Annotated in this window: 14 protein-coding genes; 12 read left to right on the top strand and 2 right to left on the bottom strand. The window is 68.2% G+C overall.

Annotation, left to right across the window (positions count from 1 at the left end; all coding sequences use genetic code 11):
• The first annotated feature begins 156 nt into the window (after positions 1 to 156).
• The 11 genes from glnA (at position 157) to AX730_RS15790 (ending at position 11,722) form a co-directional block, all read left to right on the top strand.
• Positions 157 to 1,566 carry a type I glutamate--ammonia ligase gene (gene glnA, locus AX730_RS15840; RefSeq protein ID WP_062358150.1) on the top strand — a complete coding sequence of 470 codons (1,410 nt, stop codon included), beginning with the start codon at positions 157 to 159 and terminating at the stop codon, positions 1,564 to 1,566.
• A 432-nt stretch (positions 1,567 to 1,998) separates the two neighbouring features.
• Positions 1,999 to 2,337, top strand: a complete 339-nt coding sequence (locus AX730_RS15835) for a P-II family nitrogen regulator (RefSeq protein ID WP_055941078.1) — start codon at positions 1,999 to 2,001, stop codon at positions 2,335 to 2,337.
• Between the two features lie 16 nt (positions 2,338 to 2,353).
• Entirely contained in the window at positions 2,354 to 3,832 is a 1,479-nt protein-coding gene (locus AX730_RS15830) for an ammonium transporter (RefSeq protein WP_062358149.1), read from the top strand.
• Between the two features lie 61 nt (positions 3,833 to 3,893).
• Complete coding sequence (locus AX730_RS15825; protein WP_157074299.1) at positions 3,894 to 4,946, top strand: two-component system sensor histidine kinase NtrB; 1,053 nt, start codon at positions 3,894 to 3,896, stop codon at positions 4,944 to 4,946.
• On the top strand, positions 4,936 to 6,372 hold the full coding sequence (ntrC, locus tag AX730_RS15820) for a nitrogen regulation protein NR(I) (protein WP_062358145.1): 1,437 nt from the start codon (positions 4,936 to 4,938) through the stop codon (positions 6,370 to 6,372). Before AX730_RS15825 ends, ntrC begins: the two co-directional genes overlap by 11 nt.
• Before the next feature lie 76 nt (positions 6,373 to 6,448).
• Positions 6,449 to 7,021 carry a superoxide dismutase family protein gene (locus AX730_RS15815; protein ID WP_062358144.1) on the top strand — a complete coding sequence of 191 codons (573 nt, stop codon included), beginning with the start codon at positions 6,449 to 6,451 and terminating at the stop codon, positions 7,019 to 7,021.
• Positions 7,022 to 7,159: 138 nt separating this feature from the next.
• Entirely contained in the window at positions 7,160 to 8,428 is a 1,269-nt protein-coding gene (locus AX730_RS15810) for a DUF6630 family protein (RefSeq protein WP_062358142.1), read from the top strand.
• Positions 8,429 to 8,430: 2 nt separating this feature from the next.
• Entirely contained in the window at positions 8,431 to 8,805 is a 375-nt protein-coding gene (locus tag AX730_RS15805) for a hypothetical protein (RefSeq protein WP_062358140.1), read from the top strand.
• A 66-nt stretch (positions 8,806 to 8,871) separates the two neighbouring features.
• A complete protein-coding gene (locus tag AX730_RS15800; protein ID WP_062358138.1) occupies positions 8,872 to 10,383 on the top strand; it encodes a hypothetical protein in 1,512 nt (503 codons plus the stop codon).
• Between the two features lie 26 nt (positions 10,384 to 10,409).
• The gene (locus tag AX730_RS15795; protein WP_062358137.1) at positions 10,410 to 10,964 is read left to right on the top strand and encodes a hypothetical protein; all 555 of its coding nucleotides are present in this window, start codon (positions 10,410 to 10,412) and stop codon (positions 10,962 to 10,964) included.
• Entirely contained in the window at positions 10,961 to 11,722 is a 762-nt protein-coding gene (locus tag AX730_RS15790; protein WP_062358135.1) for a DUF6683 family protein, read from the top strand. Before AX730_RS15795 ends, AX730_RS15790 begins: the two co-directional genes overlap by 4 nt.
• 22 nt (positions 11,723 to 11,744) lie before the next feature.
• On the opposite strand, the gene AX730_RS15785 is transcribed toward AX730_RS15790, so the two are convergent.
• Complete coding sequence (locus AX730_RS15785; protein ID WP_062358133.1) at positions 11,745 to 14,609, bottom strand: serine/threonine-protein kinase; 2,865 nt, start codon at positions 14,607 to 14,609, stop codon at positions 11,745 to 11,747.
• Positions 14,606 to 15,163, bottom strand: a complete 558-nt coding sequence (locus tag AX730_RS15780) for an ECF-type sigma factor (RefSeq protein ID WP_062358132.1) — start codon at positions 15,161 to 15,163, stop codon at positions 14,606 to 14,608. The genes AX730_RS15785 and AX730_RS15780 overlap by 4 nt, the downstream gene beginning before the upstream one ends.
• A 146-nt stretch (positions 15,164 to 15,309) precedes the next feature.
• Here AX730_RS15780 and AX730_RS15775 point away from each other — a divergent pair, with 146 nt between their 5' ends.
• Positions 15,310 to 17,805 (top strand): hypothetical protein, encoded by a 2,496-nt coding sequence (locus AX730_RS15775; protein ID WP_198147220.1) that lies wholly within the window; start codon positions 15,310 to 15,312, stop codon positions 17,803 to 17,805.
• Positions 17,806 to 17,821 lie beyond the last annotated feature (16 nt).

Here is a 17,821-nt window from a genome sequence, read left to right as displayed (position 1 = left end):
TGGTGCTCACGGCCGGATGAATGCGCCAATCGGGTGCCTTGCTGTGAGCGCGGCGTGACGAGGGCTATTGAAAATCAATGGGTTGGAGGCGGTGAAAGGTTGGCACGGCGATTGCTCTAGTCAGGCTCAACCCTTCATCCAACCCGAGGTTCCAAGATGTCCCTGGACAACGTCGAGAAGCTGATCAAGGAGCACAAGGTCGAGTTCGTCGACCTGCGCTTCGTCGACATGCGTGGTGTCGAGCAGCACGTCACCTTCCCCGTCAGCATCGTGGACGCCTCGCTGTTCGAAGACGGCAAGATGTTCGATGGCTCTTCGATCTCGGGCTGGAAGGGCATCAACGAGTCCGACATGGTGCTGCTGCCCGACCCGAGCACGGCGTATCTGGATCCGTTCTATGCCGATCCGACCCTGGTGCTGGTCTGCGACATCCTCGATCCCGCCACCATGCAGGGCTACACGCGCGATCCGCGCGGCATCGCCAAGCGCGCCGAAGCCCACCTGAAGGCCAGCGGCGTCGCCGACGTGGCGTTCTTCGGTCCGGAACCCGAGTTCTTCATCTTCGATTCCGTGCAGTTCGCCAACGACATGGGCAACACCTTCTTCAAGATCAATTCCGAGGAAGGCGCCTGGAACAGCGGCAAGAGCTACGACGGCGCCAACAGCGGCTATCGTCCGGGCATCAAGGGTGGTTACTTCCCGGTGCCGCCGACCGACTCGCTGCACGACCTGCGCGCCGAGATGTGCAAGACGCTGGAACAGGTCGGCATCGAGGTCGAAGTGCACCACCACGAAGTCGCCACCGCCGGCCAGTGCGAGATCGGCGCCAAGTTCAACACGCTGGTGCAGAAGGCCGACGAGCTGCAGCGCATGAAGTACGTGGTGCGCAACGTCGCCCACCGCAACGGCAAGACCGTCACCTTCATGCCCAAGCCGATCGTCGGCGACAACGGCAGCGGCATGCACGTGCACCAGTCGCTGGCCAAGGGCGGGCAGAACCTGTTCTCCGGCGACGGCTACGGCGGCCTGTCGCAGATGGCGCTGTGGTACATCGGCGGCATCTTCAAGCACGCCAAGGCGATCAACGCGTTCGCCAACTCGGGCACCAACAGCTACAAGCGCCTGGTGCCGGGCTTCGAAGCACCGGTGATGCTGGCCTACTCGGCGCGCAACCGCTCCGCTTCGTGCCGCATTCCGTGGGTCGCCAATCCGAAGGCGCGCCGCATCGAGATCCGCTTCCCCGATCCGCTGCAGTCCGGCTACCTGACCTTCACCGCGCTGATGATGGCCGGCCTGGACGGCATCAAGAACCAGATCGACCCGGGCGCGCCGAGCGACAAGGACCTGTACGACCTGCCGCCGGAAGAAGAGAAGAACATCCCGCAGGTCTGCTCCAGCCTGGACCAGGCGCTGGACGCGCTGGACAAGGACCGCGACTTCCTCAAGGCCGGCGGCGTGATGTCGGACGACTTCATCGACGCGTACATCGCGCTGAAGATGCAGGAAGTGACCAAGTTCCGCGCGGCCACGCACCCGCTCGAATACCAGCTGTACTACGCCAGCTGATGCCGGCGTACGCGCACATCGCGATGCACGTGGAGGGCCGCATGCTGGTCCTCCACGGTGCAGCGGGCGTGCACTGAGTTATCGCGGCGATGGCGACGGATCTCCCCTCCCACCCGTCGCCATCGCCGCACCTTATTGAAGACATCGCCTCGCGATGCCTTCGACCGGTTGGGGAACCGGGGCACCACCCGTCTTCGATTCCTGGAGATCGCACCAACGTTGTAACTGGGGAAACACAGGAGAGGTCCATGAACCGCAGCTCCCTCCCACGTCATCCGCTCCTGCCGCAGACGATCGCGGCAGGCACGGAGGCGGTTCATGCATCGCTCCGCACCGATCACGTGCACGCGGCCAGGGGGTTGCGCGCACCGGTGACCTGAAACCGCCGGCCGGCTCCGGTCGGCCGGTTCCATCCACCATCGGGGTATGCGCATGAAACTGATCACCGCCATCATCCGGCCGTTCAAGCTCGACGAGGTCCGAGAGTCCTTGTCGCAAGCGGGCGTGTCCGGCATCACCGTGACCGAAGTGAAAGGCTTCGGCCGGCAGAAGGGCCACACCGAGCTGTACCGCGGCGCCGAGTACGTCGTCGATTTCCTGCCCAAGATCAAGATCGAAACCGTCGTGACCGACGAGCGACTGGAGGCCGTCATCGAGGCCATCCAGCAGGCGGCCGGCACCGGCAAGATCGGCGACGGCAAGATCTTCGTCACCACCATCGACCAGGTCATCCGCATCCGCACCGGCGAAGTCGGCGCGGACGCGCTCTAACACTCGGAGCCCCCACATGAAGACTCGACTGTTGTCCGGGTGGAAGACCCGTGCGCAAGTGCTACTCCTGGCCGCGTTGTGCGGCGTGATGACGATGGGCGTGGTGGCGACCGCCATCGCGCAGGACACCACGCCGCCGCCGGCGGCCGAAGCGACCGCCGAAGCCGCACCCGCGGCGGACGTGGTCACAGAGGTCGTCACCGAGACGGTCACCGAAGCGCCCGCGCCGGAAGCGGCGCCCGCTGAAGAAGCCGCTGCCGAACCGGTGGTGGAGAAGGGCGACGTGGCGTGGATGCTGACGTCCACGCTGCTGGTGCTGCTGATGGTGGTGCCGGGCCTGGCGCTGTTCTACGGCGGCATGGTGCGTTCGAAGAACGTGCTGTCCGTGCTGGTGCAGGTCATCACCGTGTTCTCGCTGCTGGTGGTGCTGTGGATCGTCTACGGCTACAGCCTCGCGTTCTCGGGCGAAGGCCAGTGGATCGGCAACCTCGACAAGCTGTTCCTGAAGGGCGTGACGCCGGAAACGCTGGCGGCCACGTTCACCGATGGCGTCAGTCTGCCGGAGTACGTGTTCGTCGCGTTCCAGTCGACGTTCGCGGGCATCACCGGCGCGCTGATCGTCGGTGCGTTCGCCGAGCGCATGAAGTTCGCCGCGGTCATCCTGTTCTCGGTGATCTGGTTCACCTTCGGCTACCTGCCGATCGCGCACATCGTGTGGGCCACCGGCGGCTATCTGTTCGAACTGGGCGCGCTGGATTTCGCCGGCGGCACCGTGGTGCACATCAACGCGGGCGTGGCCGGCCTGATCGGCGCGTACTTCGTCGGCAAGCGCCTGGGCTACGGCCAGACCGCGCTGAAGCCGCACAACGTCACCCTGACCTACGTCGGCGCCTCGCTGCTGTGGGTGGGCTGGTTCGGCTTCAATGCCGGTTCCAACCTGGAAGCCAATGCAGGCGCGGCACTGGCCTTCATCAACACGCTGGTCGCCACCGCTGCCGCCGTCATCGCCTGGGCATTGACCGAGAAGATCTTCAAGGGCAAGTCGTCCGCACTGGGCGTGGCTTCGGGTGCGGTGGCCGGCCTGGTCGGCATCACCCCGGCCGCCGGCCTGGTGGGTCCGTTCGGCGCCGTGGCCATCGGCTTCATCGCCGGCGTGGTCTGCGTGTGGGGCGTCACCGGTCTGAAGCGCCTGCTGAAGGTCGACGACACCGCGGACGTGTTCGGCGTGCACGCGGTCGGCGGCATCATCGGCGCGATCCTGACCGGCGTGTTCCATGCGCCGGGCCTGGGTGGTCCGGGTGCCGAGGACTTCGACTGGGTGGCGCAGGTCATCAAGCAGGCGACCGGTGTGGGCCTGACCATCGTCTGGATCGGCGTGGTCTCGGTGGTCGCCTTCCTGATCGCCAAGGTCGTGTTCGGCCTGCGCGTGACCGAGGACGCCGAGCGCGAGGGCCTGGACATCGTCTCGCACGGCGAATCGGCCTACGAGGCCTGATGGATTACCGGGGACGGCTTTGCACTAAACTGGTGCAATGTCGTCCCCGGCCCCGTCCCCTATGCGTTTCGAGCCCACCACCGACGCGCTGAGCACGCCGGTGGCCTGGGCGGATGCCGCCGGCCTGATCCGCGGCGTGAACCCTGCCTTCGCCCGCTGGCTGGGCGTCAGTACCCGCCGCCTGCTGGCCCAACCACTGGCGGCCCTGGAGATCGAAGGCGACGCCATGGCGCGCTTCCTTGAAAACACCGATCGCGACGTCCTGCGCCTGCACCGCATGGCGCTGGGCATGCCGGGCGAGTCGCCCTGCTTCGCCGAAGGCTGGCTGTCGCGGCTGGAGGGCGGCGGCTGGCTGCTGGAAGCGCATCCGGTCGACGAGTTTCCCGCGCTGGATCCCACCCACGTGTTGCCGAATGCCTTGAGCGCGGCCCTGAAGGGACTGGCGCACGAGCTGCGCAATCCGCTGGCCGGCCTGAAAGGCGCCGCCCAGCTGCTGGCGCGGCGAGCGGCACACCGCAACGACAACGACGACGAGCGCGAGCTGATCGAACTGATCGAGTCCGAGATCAACCGCCTCAACACCCTGCTGGAGCAACTGCTGTCGCCCTCGCCCCAGCGGCCACACGCGCCGTTGAACATCCACACCGTGCTGGAACGCGTGCTGCGCCTGGCCGAGAACGAGGGTGGCTGGTCGGTGCGCCTGCAGCGCGACTACGACCCCAGCCTGCCGGAACTGTCCGGCGACGCCGACCGCCTGACCCAGGCGGTCTGGAACCTGGTCCGCAACGCCCTGCAGGCGGGTGCGGCCAACATCATCCTGCGCACCCGTGTCGAACACGGGTCGCGCATCCACGACCACCTGCACACGATGGCGCTGCGGGTGGAGATCGTCGACGACGGCCGCGGCGTGCCCGAAGCGCTCGCCGAGCACCTGTTCCTGCCGCTGGTCAGCGGCCGCGCCGAAGGCAGCGGCCTGGGCCTGGCGCTGTCGCAGCAGGTGGCACGCGAACACCGGGGGTCGCTGACCTACCGCTCGCGCCCCGGCCATACGGTCTTCACCCTGCTGCTGCCGCAATCGTTGCACGACACCGACGAGGAACGTCATGTCCATTGATCGCCTGGCTGCCACTTCCACCGACGCACGCCGCATCTGGGTGGTCGACGACGACCGCTCGGTCCGCTTCGTGCTCGCCACCGCGCTGCGCGATGCGGGCTACACGGTGGATGGCTTCGACAGCGCCGCCGCCGCGCTCAACGCACTCGGCGCGCGGGGCGCGCCCGACCTGCTGTTCACCGACGTCCGCATGCCCGGCGACGACGGTCTGGTGCTGCTCGACAAGCTGAAGTCCACGCACCCGCAGTTGCCGGTCATCGTGATGTCGGCGTACACCGATGTCGCCAGCACCGCCGGTGCGTTCCGCGGCGGCGCGCATGAATTCCTGTCGAAACCGTTCGACCTCGACGACGCAGTCGCGTTGGCCGCGCGCACGTTGCCGGATGCCGAAGAGGCAGCCGATGCGGCACAGGACGGCGATGCGCCGGCCGCCGCCACGCCACAGCTGATCGGCGACACGCCGGCGATGCGCGCGCTGTTCCGTGCCATCGGACGGTTGGCGCAGGCGCCGCTGTCGGTGCTGATCACCGGCGAGACCGGCACCGGCAAGGAACTGGTGGCACATGCGCTGCACCACGAATCACCGCGCTCGCGCAAACCGTTCGTCGCGCTGAACACGGCCGCCATTCCGTCCGAGCTGCTGGAGAGCGAGCTGTTCGGCCACGAGGCCGGTGCGTTCACCGGCGCGCAGAAGCGCCACATCGGCCGCTTCGAACAGGCCGACGGCGGCACGCTGTTCCTCGACGAGATCGGCGACATGCCGTTGCCGTTGCAGACGCGCCTGTTGCGGGTATTGGCGGAAGGCGAGTTCTTCCGCGTCGGTGGCCGCGAACTGATCCGCGTCGACGTGCGCGTGATCGCCGCCACGCACCAGGACCTCGATGGGCTGGTCGCCGAGGGCCGTTTCCGCGCCGACCTGCTGCACCGGCTCAACGTGGTGCGGTTGCAGCTGCCGCCGTTGCGTGAGCGGCGCGCCGACGTGCCGCAACTGGCGGACAATTTCCTGGCGATGGCCACGCGCAAGCTGGACATCGCGCCGAAGCGCTTCAGCAATCCAGCGCTGGACCTGTTGCAGGCCCACGACTGGCCCGGCAACGTGCGCGAGCTGGAAAACGTCTGCTGGCGATTGGCCGCGCTGGCGCCGGCCGATGTCATCAACACCACCGACCTGCAGGGCGCGCTGTCGCACGCACCGATCGCCGGTGGACGCGGCGAATGGGACCATGCCCTTGGCGAATGGGCGCGCCGCCGCCTGCTGGAGGGCGCGGAGTCGCTGCACGCCGAAGCGCGCGAACGGCTGGACCGCACGCTGCTCGAGGTGGCGCTGGAAATGACCCACGGACGCCGCGCCGAAGCCGCCGCCAAGCTGGGCGTCGGCCGCAACACGGTGACACGCAAGTTGGGGCCGGGCCGCAAGCGAGGCTGAGGCGCCATCGCTTTCATTGCACATGAAGGTATCGATGGTTACGTTAGCGGGCCATACCCTGCTCCCGGAGCTTTCCATGCGCATCGCCTTGCTGGCCGCCGCGTCCGCCCTCGCGCTCGCCGCCTGCGGCACCACGCCGTCTTCGTCATCGCCACCATCGGCCGCAACGACCGTCGTTCCGACCACCAGCACCGCCAAGCAGGCGGTCGCCGTGCTGGCCTCGGCCTCCGGCAGTCTGGTCAGCGGCAGCGTCACCCTCACGCCGATGGGCAAGGGCCTGCACCTGACCGGTGAGATCGGTGGCCTGCCGACCAACGGCACGCACGCCTTCCATATCCACGAGAAGGGCGACTGCGGCGCCGTCGACGCCAGCAGCGCCGGCCCGCACTTCAATCCGTTCAACGCCGCGCACGGCAGGACCGGCAGCGGCGCGCATCACGCTGGCGACATGAACAACCTCGCCGCGAACGCCGATGGCGTGGCGACCGTCAACGCGCACCTCGAGGGCGTCACCCTCGGCGGCGGTGCCGTCAACGATGTCGCCGGCCGTGCGCTGATCGTGCACGCCGCCGCGGACGACTACGCCAGCCAGCCAGCCGGCAATGCCGGCGCGCGCGTGGCGTGCGGCATCATCAAGGTCACGCAGTAGCGACGGGACAGGCGCGGGAGTGGCGGATGACCACTCCCTCGTCCCGGATGTGCCGCCTGCACTGTGAGCCGAGTGCGGGCACGTGGCGCGCAATGCCGTTGGTAGCATGTCGCGAGGGAATCACGAGAGTCGCAGTCGATGGATCGAGAGGTTGGCCAGGGCATCTTGCTGGACTGGAAGGCAGTGGGGCGCGACTTCCTTGGTGAATTCCCGCGGGCTTACCCCGCACTGGATTTTCTGCGTGGCGGCGCATTCGATGCGCTGCAGCTGCAGCTTGCGAACGAATCCAGCGAGACCTGCTTCGAGGCGCTTTCCGGTTTCCTGCGCCGCCACGGGTACCAGCTGTGGTCGGTCGATACCGGTGGCGATGCCTACCTGCTGCACGCGGTCGCCGCTGGCGAGGCGGAGGCGTTCGTAAAGGCGTGCAGTCACGGCGGCCAAACGCACGGCTGCGAGCGCCTGGCGCCCGACGCGCCGGCCTGGAAAGCACCCGCGAAATCCGGCAGGAAGAAGCCGCCCACGCTGGTCGAATCCACCGACTGGCACTGCGGCTACGGTGGCCTTTATCACGGCGGCGGTGCGGTGCGCCACGCGATCGTGCCGTTCGAGAACGAAAGCGGTGCCTTTGACCTGCTCGTGGACCTGGATGTCTTCCCGCCGCAAGAGATCGAAGCGGACGGCTTCTTCGCACTGCGGGAACAGGGACACACGTTCCATCCCGTCCATGCCACCTCCGACGGGCACTATTGGGAGTGGGAGCCGGCGCGGGTCCGGGGCCGGTCGCCGGACGCGCATGGCATCAAGCTCATACGGATCACCGACTACCAGACAGCCACCTTCGTGGAGGTGGAGCGCGCGGCACGCGGCGCGCACGGGGATGGTGGCCGGACGGGATGGGGCGACACGCTGTGCCTGGAACGCCCCGCGGACCCGTCCGCCGCCTGGTTCGACGCCGCCGCGCCGGTGCTGGACGTGCTGGCGCCGGTCGGTGGCGGGGAGGACGCGCTGGTCAGCGTTCTGTGCGTGCAGCACGGGGAGCTGCGGCATGTGGCCAGCCTGTCGTGCGGTGCCGGCATGCAGCTGCAGCTGCTGGCGGAGGATCGGTTGCTGGTGCTGCGCGCCTTGCCATGGACCGAAGCAGCCGACGGTGCCATGGACCTGTTCCTGCTGGACCTGGCGAGCGCGACCGTCCTGCTGCGTTGCCAGCTGCCGCATCCCGCGTGTGCGATGGGTGCGTCGGTCCATCGGCTGGATGCGGGCCGCGTCCTCTACGTGCGCCGGGAAGAGCGGCCGCATCCCACCCATGAGCACCTGAAGGAAAAGACCGGTTGGCTGGTGGAGCTGGACCTGCAGGGCCGCCGCTGGCGGGAGGCGGCGCTGGATGGGCTGCACAACGATACACGGTGAACATGGCCTTTCGTCGTGGACAGGCGCCTGACCGCCATCGGGTACGCAGCTTCGACGGGCATATCGTCTTTGCCACGGGCCATGACCCGGTGGTGGTGTTGAACTACCTGACCAACGTCAGCGGCAAGCACGATGCGGCGTGGCTGTGGGACCGCCGCGATGACCGGGTGACGATCCTGCGCCCGGCGGATTTCGAGGGCGGCACGCCAGCCGTCCGCTACCTGCCGGCGACGCAGCGCTACATCGCGGACGACAGTTGCCGGCTGGACCTGCTGATCCCGTATGCGCAGATCCAGGCGACGCGTCCGCAGACTGCGTTGAACTGGACGCACTGGCAGCCGCTGCCCACAGGGGACGCCGTACCGGCATCGGGCTGAGCGGAGGGATGACTGGATTCGCCTTGGTTTTCCGCTGACTGGAGAACAGCCCACCGGAATGCCGTCATGCCCCACCGTCGCCCGCTTGTCGCGTCCACGTTCGCCCTGCTGCTTGCCGCCTGTTCGCCCTCATCCGGTGATGCTCCTTCCCGTTCCTCCGATCCGCCGCCGGACCAGCACCTGAAGGCCGGCCTGGAGCGGCTGAAGGCCGAAGGCCCCCTGCCGTCCGCGCGCGAAGCCTCCGCGCTGGAGTACTGGCTGCACTACAAGGTGATGCAGGCCACCGGCATGGAGGAGGCGCTGGGCGGAGAGGCCCGCGCCATCGCGGCGCTGAAGGCCTTCGGTCTGGCGGTGGAGCGCTCTGCGGTGGTCGCGCAGACGCAGGTGCCGCGCATGACGCCTGCTGCGTTCGATGGCACTGGCATGGATGCCGGGATGATGGGGGCCGGCTACGGCATGGTCGGTGGCCTGCTGACCGGCAGCATGCTCAATGGCGGGCTGACCCAGGATCAGGTGGCGCAGGCCATCGAACAGGGTCCGATGAAGTTCGAGGGACAGGACGGTGCGATGGGCGTGGACATCACCCAGGATGGGGTGAACACCACGCTGGAGCAGACCATCAAGGAGAACGGCGTGACCGGTAAGGTCAAGACCAAGATCCACGTCGATGCCTGTCCCGATCCGCAAGGCAAGCTGGTGGTCACCATCGAAACCGAATCGCAGATGGCCGCCGGTGCGGCGCAAGGCGCGGTCAAGATCGCGTATCGCCGCGAACGCTGGCTGGACGACGACGCCCGGCTGGTCGAGGGGGGCGACGGAAGCGGCGATGAATTCCGCATCGAGATGAGCGGCACCGGCGCTTCCGGCAACAACCTGTCCTTCACCGAAAGCACCACCACCGGCCGCGGTGGCCTGCAGACGGGCCAGGTCGAGCGCCAGCGTGGTTTCACCATCTTCAATCCGAAGGACGCCGAGCATACCGGCAAGCTGCGAGACGCCGCGCTGCAGTTCATGCGGTTCACCGCGGAGGTCATGCTCACCGGCGCACTCGGCAAACAGGCACCGTGGGAGTCCGGGCGCTGCGTGGAGCTGAAGCTGCGCAGCACCCCGGAGAAGCGCACCGGTGCCCGCCCGAACACCGCGTACACCGTGTTCGCGGAACCGCGCGCGAAGAAGGACGGCCTGCCCACCGGCGGCACGGTCAAGGCCACGCTGGCGTTCGATACGGAGAAGCGGCCTTCGTACCGCATTGATTTCGCCCAGTGTCCCGGCGGCGGTCGCGAAAGCATGCGCGCCTGCGACGTGAGCAAACCCTTCACCGTCACCGCCTGCGGCGGCACGGCGAGCATCACCCATACCCCCAGCAGCGACCGGGTCGGCACCTGGACGTTCAAGTTTCTGGGCGCGGGTGGCTTCGCCGACGCCACCGGCACCTACACGTTGAGCGGAACAGAGGAGTCGCTCACCCAGCATCTCGTCAGCAACAAGGTCTGCGGACATGCCGCCGGCCGGACGGTCTGCGCCACACCGAAGCCGAGCACCGCCACCTGGACGAAGATCGAGGACTGCGGCGAATGAACCGTCGTCATGCATCCGGCGTTCCGATGCGCACACGCCAGTTCGTGTCCGCTTGCGCGGCCGCATGGCTGTTGTTGACGCTGGCGGCGTGTTCGCCGGGGCGCGATCAGACACCGGTCGCGGCGCCTGCAGGCATCGCGATGCCGGAAGCAGTGGATGCGCGCAAATGCATCGACGAACCGCGCACCGATGAACGCGACGAGCGGCCACGCTGCGAAGGCATGGCGGCCGCACCGCCTGCGCCGCAGGCGTATCGCATCATCGTTGGTGGCGGCGACCCGGTCGACCAGGTCGTCTGCGACATCGGCAAAATCTTCGTGCTGGAGGGTACGTTGTTCGGCACAGAATTCAGCGGCGGCATGGACGGCACCTACAGGATGGTGCGCACGCCGAACATTCCGGGGCTGAACTGGAAGGCCAGCGGCACCTATCGCATCGACCTGCCCGATGGCCCGGGTGCGCCGGGCACGTTGTCGGTCAAGGCCAATGAAGCCGCCACCCGTGCGGGTGGTGTGGTCGACGAGAACGCGGGCTACGCCGACACGTTCAACCTGACGCCGGCTGAGGCCTGCACGCCATGAACATCACCACCACCCCGGATGCAGCGATGCGCAACAAGATGATCCCGCTGCCGATGGTCGCCTTCGTACTCGCCGCGCTGTTCGCCGCTCCCGCCGCACATGCACAGCAATCGATCGTCAACCACTCGATCCAGCACCAGATCATCGAGACCGCCATCTGCGATGGCGCGCTCCGCAATGGCCGGCGCCTGCCGGCGGAATGCGCCAAGTACCCGAAATACTCCGGGGACAAAGCGCCACGGCAGATCGCAACCCCAGCGCCGAACGCATCGGTCGCGGCCACCCGCTTCACCCCGGTCGCCGGCGACGCGTCGGTGAAGAATCTCGCCGACAGCTTGGGCAACACGCCGGAGGAGCGCGCGCAGATCCTGCAGCTGGCCGGTGCGGGCAAACAGCTGTTCGCGCAGAAGTACCGGGGCAAGGGCTGGGACAACACGCTGGCCGGCGCGGTGACCTTCTTCATGACGTCGACGTACATCGTCGCCACTGACCGGGAACCCAGCGCGGCAGCCGAGGACAACCTGTTCGCCTCGCTCAATGCCGCGCTGGCGCAGTCGGAGATCGTGCGGGCCTCCAACGCGGACAAGACCGCGCTGTACAACGCGCTGCTGGCCAGCGCCGGGTTGCCGCTGGTGTTCTACGTGGACGGCAAGCAGACCGGCAACGCCGCACAGGTCGCACAGGCGAAGACGATGGCGGCCGGCTTCAGCAGGAAAATCCTCAACGTGGAACCGGAGGCGCTGACCGGCATGCTGTAGCCCGGGCTACCGCCGCGGCCTGTCAGCGCACGCCGAGTTGCCTGGCAAGGGACTCGGCATTGACGCGACTGGTTTCCTGCGGCAGCACGGCATCGCGCAGCACCGGCAGCGCCTGTTCCAGCAATGCACCTGCTTCGCGCTTGTCGCCTTGCGCGAACCGGATGGCGGCGAGTTCTGCGCGCGCGCCTGCCAAATCGACCGGCAATGCGTTGGCGGCTTCGAGTTGCGCGATGGCGTTGCGCTGCGTGGTTTCGGCACCGGCAAGGTCGCCGGTGTCGCGCGCGAACGAGGCTTGCGTGCGCAAGGCATGCACGAAGATGGGATGTGCCTCCGGCACCAGCGCGGCCCAACGCGTCCGCGCTTCCGCCAGCAGCGGCTTGCCGCGCACGGGATCGTGCCGGTTGCGCGCCATCACCACCAGTTGCCAGGTGGTGAGTGCGTACTCCGCCGAGTCCTCGCCGTCCAGCGCGCGTGCGCGTGCGCGCAACGCCTGCATGCGCCGGAAGGCGTCATCGTGCTGCCCGGACAGGCCAAGGCTGCGCACGTAGTTGCGTTCGGTCATCCGGCGCTCGGCATCGTCCTCGGCCAGGCCTGCGTCATCGAGTTTACGCAATGCCTGCCGGCCGAGATCGACCGCCGTCGCGTAGTCGCCGGCGCTTTCGTGCACGCTGGCGCGGTTGCTCAGCGAGATGGCGCGTTCGATGGGTGCCGACGTGACGGCATTGCCCATCGCTTCGGCCGCGGTCACCGCCTGCATGGCTTCGCGGAACCGCCCCAGGTCGTTCAGCGCGATGGCCAACGCGTTCTGCAGCACGGCCATGTGATTGCCGTGCGCACTGGTGGTCTTCTGCTGCAGGGCGATGGCCTGGCGGATGACCGGCTCCGCATTGACGGCATCGCCCAGCTTCAGCAGGGCCTCGGCGCGCGCGCGCATCAGGTTGATGCGCATCGGTGCCTCTGCCGGTACGCCGCTGCGATCGGCGAAGGCCATGCCCTGCTCGGCGATCTCCAGCGAGCGCTTGAACTCGCCGTTGAACGCCAGCATGCCCGACAGCAGCTGGCTGGCGTTGATCACGGCATCGCGCGGGGGCGACTCCATGCCGCGCGCCAGCGCCAGCACCTGCATCCATTCCTGCTCGGCGCGCGCGTTGTCGCCGCTGCGGTAGTAGGCGAAGCCGAGTTGATCGTGGATATACAGCTGCTGGGCGGGATCATCCGCCGCGTAGCGGTTGCGCAGGTCGGCCGCACGGTGTGCGGCGGCCAATGATTCCCTGCCACGCTCCAGCAACCCCAGCGCGCCGGAATAGCTGTCCAGGTCGCCGGCCAGCGCCAGCGCATCCTCGCGCCCGACGGGCGCCGCGCCACGCAGCCCCTGTTCGAGCAGGTCGGCGGCGAGGGTTGGTTCGCCGAGCGATTCATAAAGGCGGCCGAGCATGCGCTGCACGGGTTGCTTCACCTGTGGATCGGTGGTCTTGCGCTTGTCGAGTTCGGCGCGGGCGCTGTCCAGCAATTGGCGCACGCTGACTTCAGTGGCCATCGCTTGCTGGGGCGAGGCGGCTGCGAAGGTATCCGACAGGAACTGCAGCGATTCGCGCGTGCGTGCGCTTTCGCGCCGCGCGTCGTTGGCCTGCCACAGGGCGACGCCGGTGCCTGCGACGAGCGCCAGTGCGACGGCCGCGGCTGCGGCCGCCAGCAAGCGGTTGCGCCGCAACCACAGGGCCGCGCGTCCGCCCGGGCCGAGGGGTGCCGCGCTGACCGGCCGGTGCTCCAGCCAGCGGCGCAGGTCGGCGGCCAGCGCATCCACGCTGGCGTAGCGGGCCCCGGGTTCGCGGCGCAGGCAGGTTTCGATGATCGCGGCCGGGCCACCGCGCAATGCCTTCGCCAGCGCCGCACCATCGGTTTCGGCACGCAGCGCGGCCTGCTCGACGCTCGCTTGGGATGCGGCGCGCGTCAGCGGCTCGGGCGTGCGCTCCAGCAATTGCAGTTGCTTCGCCAGCGGCGTGTCGCGGGTCAGGCCGAACGGATGCGAGCCGCTCAGCAGCCGATGCAGCACGATGCCCAGTTGCCAGATGTCGGTGGCGGTGGTGATCGGCGCGGCGTGCAGCTGCTCAGGCGAAGCGTATTCGAACGTCAGCGCGCGGTCGCTGGTGGCGGTGGCATCGCCGGCGTCCAGTTGCTTGGCGATGCCGAAATCCAGCAGCTTCACCCGGCCGTCGCCATCGACCAGCAGGTTCGATGGTTTCAGGTCGCGGTGGATGATCAGGTGGCGATGGGCATGCGCGACGGCGTCGAGCACCTGGGCGAACACCTGCACGCGCTGGCGCAAGCCCAGGCGGTGGGTATCGCACCACCGGTCGATCGGTGCGCCTTCGACATACTCCATCACGAAGTAGGGGTCGCCCTCGTCGCTGAAGCCGCCGTCCAGCAGGGTGGCGATGTTCGGGTGCTGCAGCTGCGCCAGCAGCTGGCGTTCGCGCAGGAAGCGTTCGCGCGCGGCCGGCGAATCGGCGGCCGCGCGGATCAGTTTCAGCGCGGCGAGCTGCGCATAGGCGCCGTCGTTGCGCTGCACCGCGTAGACCGCGCCCATGCCGCCATGACCGACCACCGCCACCACGCGCCAGGCGCCCAGTTGGCGACCCAGCATGCCATCGCCATGTGCTGCGTCGCCGTGCTCGCGCAAGGCCTGGCCCCAGGCAGCGGCGTTGCCCTGGAACGGCTGGTCCTCGCTGGCATCCGCCGCCAGCATTGCGCGCACGTCCTCCATCAGCAGTGGATCGTCGCCGCACAGGGCGCGCAGGCGGTGTTCGCGCGTCTCGCCCACCAGATCGACGACGGCGTCGAATACCGCCATCGCGCGTTGCTGCCGCGCCACCCGGGCGTCGATCATGCCGTTTCCTTCAGCAGGAAGGCACGCGCGCGCCGCCAGTCGCGGCGCAGGGTGCTTTCGCTGATGCCCAGCAGGGCGGCCACTTCGCCCTCGGTATAGCCGCCGAAATAGCGCAGTTCGACGATCTGCGCGGCGCGCGCGTCAAGCCGGTGCAGCGACTCCAGCAGTTCGTCCAGCTTCAGCACTTCGATCGCGGCGGCTTCGCCGGCCGCCGCCGCTGCGCCCAGGGTCAGCGCGTCCTGGCCGCCGCCGCGCTTGTCCGCCTTGCGCGCGCGCGCGTCGTCCACCAGCACCTGCCGCATGGCGCGGGCCGACAGTGCCAGCAGATGGTTGCGGTCCTGCGCGGCCAGTTGGGCACCGCCGAGTTTCAGGTAGGCCTCGTGCACCAGCGCGGTGGTCTCGAAGGCGTCGTGCATGCGTCGCAGCTGCGCGCGGGCGGCACGCTTGAGTTCGGCATACACCGCCGCATAGGCCGCCTCCATCGCCTGCCCATCGCCGGCGCGCGCGCGCGCCAGCAGGCGGGTCACGTCGGGCGGCGGGGCAGGTTCCATCATGCGCGAGTGGCATCCATTGAGCCGGTCCGTAGTGTGGCACGGGCGTGGCGCGGCGGGGTTCGACCGGTGAACGGATCCGCCCCCGGATTCCGCATACCTGTCCAGGGCCGGCATTCCGCCGACACCATTGTGAGAGGAGCATGACCATGCGCCATTCGAAGATCCGCCGCCGGCATTCGCTGGTCCCGTCCGCACTGTGTCTGGCCCTGCTGGGCGCCATTGCCGCGCCGGCGTGGGCCGACGACCCGTGCACGAATCCGGATGGCACGCCGGTCACGCCTGCGCCGTCCACCGACCAGGGCAACGAGCATGGCGACAACAACGCCACCTGCACGCCGGACGCCAGCGCGTACGGCGAACGGAACAATGCCAGTGGATTCACATCGGCGGCGTTCGGCAATCTCAACATTGCGGCTGGGGTGGAAAGTACCGCCTTCGGATTCAGGAACCAGGCCGGGAACTGGGCCAGTGCTTTTGGTGCGTGGAACCAGGCGACCGGCAGGGTCAGCAGTGCATTCGGTTTCAGCAATGCAGCAGGTGGCGACTTCAGCGCGGCGTTCGGTTACCAGGGCACGGCTACCGGCCTGCGCAGCATCGTGTTCTCCGGCTGGTACGACCGTGATGGCGATGGCGCGGAAGATGCCGCGGACGAATTCGCGACCGCCAGCGGCACATCCTCGGTGGCGCTGGGCACGGGCGTGGTGGCATCGGCCGACTATTCCAGCGCGATCGGCGTGGGCAACAGCGCTGCCGGAGTACGGGCCAGTGCCGTGGGCTACAGGAACACCGCCAGCGGTACCTTGAGCAATGCGATTGGTCATTCCAACACCACCAACGGATATGGCAGCAGCGCGCTGGGCAACCTCAACCTCACCAATGGCGGCGACAGCAACGCGCTCGGCTACGCCAACACCGCCAACAGTTTCGGCAGCAGCGCGATGGGCGCACACAACCGCGCAGAGGGCCAGCAAAGTGCGGCGCTGGGCAACTACGCCACCGCCTGGGGCAATGGCAGCCTTGCGATGTCGACGTTCTTCCAGGGTGAAGGCGTCCCGGCGCCGAACGTGGACATCGATGGCGATGGCATCCCGGATGCCTATTCCAACGGTGCGATTGCCAGCGGCGAGGCATCGCTGGCCGTGGGTACGGGGGTTCGCACCACGGGCAATTACAGCAGCGCCTTCGGCTTCCAGAGCCAGGCACTGAATATCGGCAGCACCGCAATCGGTTACCAGGCGGTCGCCGACCGCGATTACGCCGTCGCCGTGGGTTCGAGTGCCGCACCGCGGCAGATCATCCATGTCGCCGCCGGCACCGCCGACACCGATGCGGCGAACGTCGGTCAACTGCGTTCACTGGCGGACTGGTTTGGCGGTGGTGCCGGTTTCAGCGGCGGCGTGTTCACCGCACCCAGCTATGTCATCCAGGGCACGAGCTACACGAATGTCGGTGCGGCCTTCAGCGCCGTGGACAGCCGGCTCACCGCGCTGGGCAGCGGCGGTGGCGGGGCCGGCGCCAGCGCCTACCAGGTGGCCGTCAACAACGGGTTTGTCGGCACGGAGTCGCAATGGCTGGCGTCGCTGGTCGGTCCGCAGGGGGCTGCGGGAGCCGCCGGGGCGCCGGGCCTGCAAGGGCCGCAGGGCGAGCCCGGAGTCGGGGGGGGCGCCAGCAACTTCGTCGGCATCAATTCCAGCGACAGCAGCGCGATCAACTACAGCGGCGATGGTGCCAGCGGCACCGATGCGATGGCGTTGGGCGTGGGCAACACCGCCAGCGGTGAGCAGAGCACCGCCGTCGGCATCAACAACACGGCCAGTGGGGACTGGAGTGGCGCGTATGGTGCGGTCAACGTGACCAGCGGTACGTTCGCGCAGGCTTTCGGCATCAACAACGAGGCGACCGGCCTGTCCAGCATGGCTTTCGGCGACGACAACACCGCCAGCGGCGCAGGCGGCATCGCGGCGGGTCGCTACAACGTGGCCCAGGGTGGCAACAGCAGCGCCATGGGTTCCGCCAACACCGCCAGCGGCGAGCAGAGCAGCGCGTTCGGCTACGGCAACACTGCCAGTGGCAACCAGAGTTCGGCGTTCGGTTACCAGTCGCAGGCGCTGGCGACGGGCAGCACCGCCATCGGCCACGGCGCGGTCGCCGACCGTGACTACACGGTCTCCGTCGGCAGCGCCGGCAACGAACGCCAGATCACGAACGTCGCCGCGGGCACCGAAGCCACCGACGCGGTGAACGTGGGCCAGATGACGGAGTACACCGACGAGGTCGCCACCGAAACATTGAACCAGGCCAACAGCTACACCGACCGGCGCATCTCGCAGATCGTGCTGGGAGGGTGGGATGACGACTTCAACGCGCTGCGCACCGACATGAATGTGCGCTTCGCGAAGACCGACCGCCGCATCGACCGGATCGGCGCGATGGGCGCCGCCATGACGCACATGGCGGTCAACGCGGCGAACGGTGGCGCGGGCAAGGGCCGGCTTGCGGTCGGCGTGGGTGCGCAGGGCGGCCAGGGGGCGGTGTCGATCGGCTATGGCAAGCGGGTCGGCAGTCGCAGTTCGTTCTCGCTGGGCGCCAGCTTCAGCAGTGGCGAATCCTCGGTGGGCGGCGGCTTCGGCATCGACCTGTAAGCGGCGGCCGGCACGG

The organism is Pseudoxanthomonas mexicana (genome assembly GCF_001556105.1).
Taxonomy (GTDB): Bacteria; Pseudomonadota; Gammaproteobacteria; order Xanthomonadales; family Xanthomonadaceae; genus Pseudoxanthomonas_A; species Pseudoxanthomonas_A mexicana_A.
The sequence above is the reverse complement of the archived record's forward strand: the minus strand, read 5'-3'. Positions and strand labels throughout refer to the sequence as shown.

Excerpts from the sequence above, each read along its gene's own strand:
- AX730_RS15775 (WP_198147220.1), top strand. The coding sequence starts at position 15,310 with ATGCGCCATTCGAAGATCCGCCGCCGGCATTCGCTGGTCCCGTCCGCA.
- ntrC (WP_062358145.1), top strand. The coding sequence starts at position 4,936 with ATGTCCATTGATCGCCTGGCTGCCACTTCCACCGACGCACGCCGCATC.
- glnA (WP_062358150.1), top strand. The coding sequence starts at position 157 with ATGTCCCTGGACAACGTCGAGAAGCTGATCAAGGAGCACAAGGTCGAG.
- AX730_RS15805 (WP_062358140.1), top strand. The coding sequence starts at position 8,431 with ATGGCCTTTCGTCGTGGACAGGCGCCTGACCGCCATCGGGTACGCAGC.
- AX730_RS15835 (WP_055941078.1), top strand. The coding sequence starts at position 1,999 with ATGAAACTGATCACCGCCATCATCCGGCCGTTCAAGCTCGACGAGGTC.
- AX730_RS15780 (WP_062358132.1), bottom strand. The coding sequence starts at position 15,163 with ATGATGGAACCTGCCCCGCCGCCCGACGTGACCCGCCTGCTGGCGCGC.
- AX730_RS15810 (WP_062358142.1), top strand. The coding sequence starts at position 7,160 with ATGGATCGAGAGGTTGGCCAGGGCATCTTGCTGGACTGGAAGGCAGTG.
- AX730_RS15795 (WP_062358137.1), top strand. The coding sequence starts at position 10,410 with ATGCGCACACGCCAGTTCGTGTCCGCTTGCGCGGCCGCATGGCTGTTG.
- AX730_RS15815 (WP_062358144.1), top strand. The coding sequence starts at position 6,449 with ATGCGCATCGCCTTGCTGGCCGCCGCGTCCGCCCTCGCGCTCGCCGCC.
- AX730_RS15790 (WP_062358135.1), top strand. The coding sequence starts at position 10,961 with ATGAACATCACCACCACCCCGGATGCAGCGATGCGCAACAAGATGATC.
- AX730_RS15825 (WP_157074299.1), top strand. The coding sequence starts at position 3,894 with ATGCGTTTCGAGCCCACCACCGACGCGCTGAGCACGCCGGTGGCCTGG.
- AX730_RS15800 (WP_062358138.1), top strand. The coding sequence starts at position 8,872 with ATGCCCCACCGTCGCCCGCTTGTCGCGTCCACGTTCGCCCTGCTGCTT.
- AX730_RS15830 (WP_062358149.1), top strand. The coding sequence starts at position 2,354 with ATGAAGACTCGACTGTTGTCCGGGTGGAAGACCCGTGCGCAAGTGCTA.
- AX730_RS15785 (WP_062358133.1), bottom strand. The coding sequence starts at position 14,609 with ATGATCGACGCCCGGGTGGCGCGGCAGCAACGCGCGATGGCGGTATTC.